The organism is Reyranella soli, from assembly GCF_007992495.1.
GTDB classification, from domain to species: Bacteria; Pseudomonadota; Alphaproteobacteria; order Reyranellales; family Reyranellaceae; genus Reyranella; species Reyranella soli.
In genome coordinates this window covers 1-6,374 of the sequence record NZ_BKAJ01000282.1, presented here as the reverse complement: position 1 = coordinate 6,374, position 6,374 = coordinate 1, and the positions used below count along the sequence as shown (strand labels likewise).

At 66.4% G+C, this 6,374-nt stretch carries 8 protein-coding genes; 2 read left to right on the top strand and 6 right to left on the bottom strand.

The features are described from left to right. Nucleotides 1-148 precede the first annotated feature (148 nt). Genes RSO01_RS45530 through petA form a run of 3 tightly spaced genes read right to left on the bottom strand, consistent with a single transcriptional unit; the run spans nt 149 to nt 2,780 of the window. A complete protein-coding gene (locus RSO01_RS45530; protein ID WP_147157253.1) occupies nt 149-949 on the bottom strand; it encodes a cytochrome c1 in 801 nt (266 codons plus the stop codon). 3 nt (nt 950-952) lie between these two features. Then, complete coding sequence (locus RSO01_RS45525; RefSeq protein ID WP_147157252.1) at nt 953-2,185, bottom strand: cytochrome b; 1,233 nt, start codon at nt 2,183-2,185, stop codon at nt 953-955. Nucleotides 2,186-2,213: 28 nt separating this feature from the next. After that, the gene (gene petA / locus RSO01_RS45520; RefSeq protein WP_147157251.1) at nt 2,214-2,780 is read right to left on the bottom strand and encodes a ubiquinol-cytochrome c reductase iron-sulfur subunit; all 567 of its coding nucleotides are present in this window, start codon (nt 2,778-2,780) and stop codon (nt 2,214-2,216) included. A gap of 192 nt (nt 2,781-2,972) precedes the next feature. Here petA and RSO01_RS45515 point away from each other — a divergent pair, with 192 nt between their 5' ends. Together RSO01_RS45515 and hemF are read left to right on the top strand one after the other, a co-directional pair. Further along, nucleotides 2,973-3,446: a tRNA (cytidine(34)-2'-O)-methyltransferase gene (locus tag RSO01_RS45515; RefSeq protein WP_147157250.1), complete on the top strand. Its 474-nt coding sequence runs from the start codon at nt 2,973-2,975 to the stop codon at nt 3,444-3,446. Further along, the gene (gene hemF, locus RSO01_RS45510) at nt 3,430-4,332 is read left to right on the top strand and encodes an oxygen-dependent coproporphyrinogen oxidase (RefSeq protein ID WP_147157249.1); all 903 of its coding nucleotides are present in this window, start codon (nt 3,430-3,432) and stop codon (nt 4,330-4,332) included. The genes RSO01_RS45515 and hemF overlap by 17 nt, the downstream gene beginning before the upstream one ends. Nucleotides 4,333-4,397: 65 nt before the next feature. Here hemF and RSO01_RS45505 read toward each other — a convergent pair whose 3' ends face one another. The 3 genes from RSO01_RS45505 to RSO01_RS45495 form a co-directional block, all read right to left on the bottom strand. Beyond that, nucleotides 4,398-4,814: a hypothetical protein gene (locus RSO01_RS45505; RefSeq protein WP_147157248.1), complete on the bottom strand. Its 417-nt coding sequence runs from the start codon at nt 4,812-4,814 to the stop codon at nt 4,398-4,400. After that, nucleotides 4,801-5,988 (bottom strand): CCA tRNA nucleotidyltransferase, encoded by a 1,188-nt coding sequence (locus tag RSO01_RS45500; RefSeq protein ID WP_147157247.1) that lies wholly within the window; start codon nt 5,986-5,988, stop codon nt 4,801-4,803. Before RSO01_RS45500 ends, RSO01_RS45505 begins: the two co-directional genes overlap by 14 nt. A 120-nt stretch (nt 5,989-6,108) precedes the next feature. Next, nucleotides 6,109-6,374, bottom strand: a 266-nt coding sequence (locus RSO01_RS45495; protein ID WP_218037665.1) for a hypothetical protein, incomplete at its 5' end; no start/stop codon positions are given.

The following is a 6,374-nucleotide window of genomic DNA, read 5'->3' as shown; positions in this document are numbered from 1 at the left end:
ATCGCTATCGCCGAAGAGTGAGTCTGTCACCCGGCGCGGAGGTTACTCCGCGCTTACCGCAGCGAGAGGCCTTTCAGGCCGCAGGAAAGGTCCCTCGCTGCGCTCGGGATGACAGCCGGGCTGTATCAGGCATTTATGATACCCGGTACTAGTGCTTGTCGGACCACACCGAGCGCTTCACGGCGTACATCAGCCCGGCCATGGCGAGCAGGAACAGGATGACGCGAACGCCGGTGCGCTTGCGGTCCTCCATGTGCGGCTCGGACGCCCAGGCCAGGAACTCGACGACGTCGGAGGCTTCCTGGTCGGTCGTGGCCTTGGTGCCGTCGACATAGGTCACCTTGTCGTCGGCGAGCGGCGGCGGCATGCCGATCTTGTGGCCCGGGAAGTACTTGTTGAAGTTGTCGTCCTTGGTGACGTCGAACTCCTTGATCTGCTTGGGCGTCAGCTTGTCGAACGGCACGTAGCCCGTCAGCAGCGCGTGGATGTAGTCCGGCCCCTCTTCGCGCGCCTTGACGATGACGCTGAGGTCGGGCGGCGCCTTGCCGTTGTTGGCGGCAGCCGCGGCGGCGGTGTTGGGGAACGGCTTCTTGAAGCGGTCAGAGAGCCGCGCCGGCCGCTCGATCGGCTGGCCGTCGTCGTTGAGGTCGGGGACCTGGATGTCCTTGATCAGGTCCTTGACCTGGTTCTCGCTGAGCCCGAGCTCCATCAGGTTGCGATAGGCCAGCAGCGACAGCGAATGACAGGCCGCGCAGACCTCGTGATAGACCTGATAGCCGCGCTGGGCGGCGGCGCGATCATAGGTGCCGAACGGCCCCTCGAAGTGCCAGTGCCGCTTGGGCGGATGCTGCTCGGACTCCGACGCCGAGACGGATTCGCCGTAGGCCGCGAAGGCGCCGGCCGCGAGGGCGGCCAGCGCAATGGCGCCGGTAACGATGGACTTGCGCATGGATCAACCAGCCTTCTTGAGCACCGCATCGGCGATGCTGGGCGGCAACGGCAGTGGCCGTTCGATCTTGCCCAGGACCGGCAGCAGGATGAGGAAGTGGAAGAAATAGTAGACGGTGGCGAGCTGGGCGATCGGCACGTACCAGCCTTCCGGCGGGTTGGCGCCGCAGACGCCGAGCACGATGACGTCGACCACCAGCACCAGCATGAACCACTTGTAGATCGGCCGGAACGTGCAGGAGCGGACGCGCGAGGTGTCGAGCCAGGGCAGCACGAACAGCACGCCGATGGCGGCGAACATCGCCAGCACGCCGCCGAGCTTGTCGGGGATGGCGCGCAGGATCGCGTAGAACGGCAGGAAGTACCATTCCGGCACGATGTGCGTGGGCGTCACCAGCGGGTTGGCCTCGATGTAGTTGGCCGCGTCGCCCAGGTAGTTGGGCTGGAAGAACACGAAGGCGCCATAGATGATCAGGAAGACCACGACGCCGAAGCCGTCCTTCATCGTGTAGTACGGATGGAACGGCACGGTGTCCTGCGGGCCCTTGGGATCGATGCCCAGCGGATTGTTCGAGCCGTGGACGTGCAGCGCCACGACGTGCAGCGCCACCACGGCCACGATGATGAATGGCAGCAGGTAGTGCAGCGCGTAGAAGCGGTTCAGCGTCGGGTTCTCGACGGCGAAGCCGCCCCACAGCCAGGTCACGATCGAATCGCCGACCACCGGGATGGCCGAGAACAGGTTGGTGATAACGGTCGCGCCCCAGAAGCTCATCTGGCCCCACGGCAGCACGTAGCCCATGAAGGCCGTCGCCATCATCAGCAGGAAGATGATGACACCCAGGATCCACAAGAGCTCGCGCGGCGACTTGTAGGAGCCGTAGTACATGCCGCGGAAGATATGAATGTAGACGGCGATGAAGAAGAACGACGCGCCGTTCATGTGCAGGTAGCGGATCAGCCAGCCCTGGGGCACGTCGCGCATGATGCGCTCGACCGAATCGAAGGCCATCGTGGTGTGCGGCGTGTAGTTGGTCGCCAGCACCACGCCCGTGGCGATCATGAGCACCAGCATCACCGTCGCGATCGCGCCGAAATTCCAGAAGTAGTTGAAATTCCGGGGCGTCGGGAAGGTGTGATACTCCTTCTCGAGATACGAAAAGATCGGCAGTCGGTGATCGATCCAGGCGATCACCTTGTTGTTGAAGACCGGCGGCGTGCCGTGAGACGTGGCCATCAATAGCTCCCCGAGGATCGGCCGGCGATCAGCCGACGCGGACCAGCGTGTCCGACGTGAAGAGGTAGGGCGGGATTTCCAGATTCTTGGGCGCAGGCCCCTGGCGGATGCGGCCCGACGTGTCGTAGGCCGAGCCGTGGCACGGGCAGAACCAGCCGCCGAACGGGCCCTTGGGGTCGCCCGGCTTGTTGCCGAGCGGCACGCAGCCGAGATGGGTGCACACGCCGATCTGGACCAGCCACTCGGGCCGCACCTTCTTGGCGGTGTCGGTCACGCGCGAATTGTCGGTCTGCGGATCGCGCAGCTCAGACAGGGGCACGGCCTCGGCTTCCTTGATCTCTTCCGGCGTGCGGTGCCGGATGAACAACGGCTTGCCGCGCCACTTCACGGTGACCGCCTGGCCGACCGCGATCGGCTGCACGTTCACCTCGACGGTGCTGAGCGCCAGCGTATCGGCCGCCGGATTGAGGTTGTTGATGAAGGGCCAGGCGGTCGCGGCGATACCGACAGCACCCAGGGCGCCGGTTGCGACCATGAGGAAGTCGCGCCGGGTGGGATCGCCATGCCCACCGGTCGGGATACTTGATGCAGCCATTTGCTTTCTCTTTCCGCCCCCCGAGGAGATGGGGTCTTTAGACCGCAAAAGGGCCTTATGTTTCAAGGCTCTGTTGGTCGCAGGCCCAGAGCGCAGGTGGGTCGCGGGCGTTCTGCGACAGCGCGCCGCACGGCCGGTAGCAGGCGCTTTCGCGACGCGGACGCCAGCAGAACAACGAGTAGAACAGGGGCCATGCGACTGGCCCTGTTCGAACCCGACATTCCGCAGAATCTCGGGGCCTTCATCCGGCTTTCGGCCTGCCTGAAAGTACCGCTCGATGTGATCGAGCCGTGCGGCTTCCCGGTCGACGACAAGCGCATCCGCCGCGCCGCCATGGACTACTACGACCTGGCGAGCATCGCCCGCCACGCCTCGTGGGCCGCCTTCAAGCGCGCCCGCGAGCTTGAACGCCCGGCCGGACGGCTGGTCCTGCTGACGACCAAGGGCGCGACGGACTTTCCCGGCATCGCCTTCGCCAAGGACGACATCCTGTTGTTCGGCCGCGAGAGCGCCGGCGTGCCGGACGAGGTGCACCAGGCCGCCGACCTCAGGCTGCGCGTCCCGCTTCAGCGTGGCGCACGCTCGCTCAATGTCGCGCTGGCTGCCGCCATGGTAGTGAGCGAGGCCCTGCGCCAGACCTCGGGATTCGATGCGCTCTCCGACTAAAAATCCGACACCGCTGCCCGACGCCGCCACCGTGCAGCAGCGCAAGGACGAGGCGCGCGCCTGGTTCGAGAGCCTGCGCGATCGCATCTGCACGGCGTTCGAGAAGATCGAGGACGATCTCGTCGGCACGCACCACGAGCTGCCGCCCGGCCGCTTCGAGCGCAAGCAATGGCGGCGCGATGCGGCGCCCAACGAGGATCGCGGCGGCGGCGTCATGTCACTCATGCGCGGCCGCGTGTTCGAGAAGGTGGGCGTCAACGTCTCGACGGTGTTCGGCGAGTTCAGCCCGGAGTTCCGCAAGCAGATCCCGGGCGCGGAAGAGGATCCGCGTTTCTACGCCACCGGCATCTCGCTGGTGGCGCACATGCGCTCGCCCAAGGTGCCGGCGGTGCACATGAACACCCGCCACATCGTGACAACGCGCGCCTGGTTCGGCGGCGGCGCCGACCTCACGCCGATGGCGCCGCACCAGCCCGACACCGACGCGTTCCATGGCGCGCTGAAAGCCGCCTGCGACACGCACGACGCCGCCTACTACCCGCGCTTCAAGAAATGGTGCGACGAATACTTCTATCTGTCGCACCGCGGCGAGGCGCGTGGCGTCGGCGGCATCTTCTATGACGATCTCGACAGCGGCGACTTCGCCCGCGATTTCGCCTTCACGCGCGCCGTCGGCGAGGCCTTCCTCGACGTCTATCCACGATTGGTGCGCCAGCATATGAACGAGCCGTGGACCGTGGCCGAGCGCGAGCACCAGCTCGTCCGCCGCGGCCGCTACGTCGAGTTCAACCTGCTGCACGACCGCGGCACCAAATTCGGGCTCATGACTGGCGGCAACGTCGAGGCGATCCTGATGTCGCTGCCGCCGGAGGTGAAATGGCCGTAACGTCATCCCGACCGGAGCCGAGCGTAGCGAGGCGGAGTGGAGGGACCTCCTCTTCGTCTGCCAGCTCATGACGAGGTCCCTCCACTCCGCTTCGCTCCGGTCGGGATGACGAAAGGAGCCAGGAGCGGCAACACGAACAGCGCTGCGATCAGCAGCGGATAGGGTCCGCCGAAGCGGTCGAGGAAGGCTGCGGGATCGGCGTCGTACGTGATCCGCACATAGGCGAAATCGATCAGGACCGTCGACACTGGCCACAGGAGTGCGGCGAGCAATGCGGCCTCGAACCATCGCGGCCCCGCAGTTCGGCGGGCGTGAATGATGGCCAGCATCGCCACATAAGGCAGTGGCACCAGCACCTTGTACCATTCGACGGTGCGCACGGTGAGTGTGGCCGCGATCCAGGTGTCGCCAACCACATCGTTCACCACGATGAACGACGCGATCGCCAGCCAGAGGATGAAGGTGACGCTAGGCCTGAGCATCGGCGAGCCGCTTCAGCTCGGCGAGGCAGGCGGCGCGGTCGGCGGAGAAATCGCCGGCGACCCACCAGCGTTCGACCGCTTCGATCAGTGCGCCAACCTTGGGGCCGGGTTTCAGCCCGAGCGCCAGCGCATCGTTGCCGCCGATCGGCAGTTCCGGCGGCGTCCAGCTGCCGGCGAGCGCCAGCGCGGCGCGCCAGTCGCCCGGCGCGTCGAGCAGGACGCGGTCGATGAAGAGCTTCGTGCCGAGACGATAGAGGCTGGCCCGCAGGTTGGTCGTGTCGATCGCATTACCGGGATCGAGCATGAGCTGCAGGCGCACCGAGTCCTGTGTCGACAGCCTCAGCCGCTTACCGATCGCCGTCGCATTGGCGTCCACCGGCAGGATCGCCGCCAGGCGACGCAGGGCATCGGCCTTCTCCTCCCGCGCTGCCCCCTCCCGCGCTGCCAGGGCGCGCAGCCTCGTGCTGCCGGCATATTCGGGCAGCCAATGATCGAGCACGCCCGCCTCGAGCATCGCGTCGAAAGCATCGGCGCCGCCGGGCGCGTCGAGGGTGCGCAAAAGTTCCTTGGCGACGCGCTCGCCCGACAGGCCGCTCACCGTTGCGGCGTTGCGCCGGCAGGCGTCGAAGCTCGGGCCATGGAACGGCGGCTTGCCGAAGCGCGCATGAAAGCGGAAGAAGCGCAGCACGCGCAGCCGGTCCTCGGCGATGCGCTGCTCGGGATCGCCGATGAAGCGCACGCGGCCGGCTAGAAGGTCAACCTGGCCGTCGAAGTAGTCATGGATGGTGCCGTCGGGCTCGGCATAGAGCGCGTTGAAGGTGAAGTCGCGGCGCTCGGCGTCAGTGCGCCAGTCGTCGGTGAAGGCGACGATCGCGCGCCGGCCGTCGGTCTCGACGTCGCGGCGCAGCGTCGTGATCTCGAAGGGACGGCTTTTGACGATCGCCGTGACTGTGCCGTGCTTCAGCCCGGTCGGCACGACCTTGATGTCGGCCGCTTCCAGCACCTTCGTCACCGTTTCGGGTGCCTTGTCGACGGCGATGTCGATGTCGCTGATCGGCCGATCCAGCACCCAATCGCGCACGCAGCCACCGACAAAGCGCGCCGTGATGCCGCCGCCCGCCAGCGCGGCGAGCAGCGTCCGCACCGGCGCCTCGTTCATCCAGGGCGGTGTCATGGGCGACGACTCATCGGACCGCGGGCCTCCAGGCCCGCTCATTGCCGGCAGCGCGCCACGCGCTCCTGGCAATGACGAAAATCATGAGCGGGCCTGGAGGCCCGCGGTCCGGATGACGGATCATGGCGCGAACAGTCCGCCGTAGCCCTGGTTCTGCGTGAAGAACATGACGATGAAGCCGATGATGGTGCAGATCAGGCCGGCGATGCCGAGCCAGGTCAGCGGCAGGTCCTGCCATTCCGGCAGGGTGCCGGAGAGCTTGCGCTCCTCCTTTATCTTCACGCCCCACGCCCACAGGAAGAAGGCGACGGTCGGCGCCATCACCAGGACGACGACGAGGAGGATGACACGCAGCATGAGGTTAGCCGCTCTTCTTCTTCCGGACC

Coding starts and splice junctions, on each gene's coding strand:
- RSO01_RS45530 (WP_147157253.1), bottom strand. CDS start 949: ATGCGCAAGTCCATCGTTACCGGCGCCATTGCGCTGGCCGCCCTCGCG.
- RSO01_RS45525 (WP_147157252.1), bottom strand. CDS start 2,185: ATGGCCACGTCTCACGGCACGCCGCCGGTCTTCAACAACAAGGTGATC.
- petA (WP_147157251.1), bottom strand. CDS start 2,780: ATGGCTGCATCAAGTATCCCGACCGGTGGGCATGGCGATCCCACCCGG.
- RSO01_RS45515 (WP_147157250.1), top strand. CDS start 2,973: ATGCGACTGGCCCTGTTCGAACCCGACATTCCGCAGAATCTCGGGGCC.
- hemF (WP_147157249.1), top strand. CDS start 3,430: ATGCGCTCTCCGACTAAAAATCCGACACCGCTGCCCGACGCCGCCACC.
- RSO01_RS45505 (WP_147157248.1), bottom strand. CDS start 4,814: ATGCTCAGGCCTAGCGTCACCTTCATCCTCTGGCTGGCGATCGCGTCG.
- RSO01_RS45500 (WP_147157247.1), bottom strand. CDS start 5,988: ATGACACCGCCCTGGATGAACGAGGCGCCGGTGCGGACGCTGCTCGCC.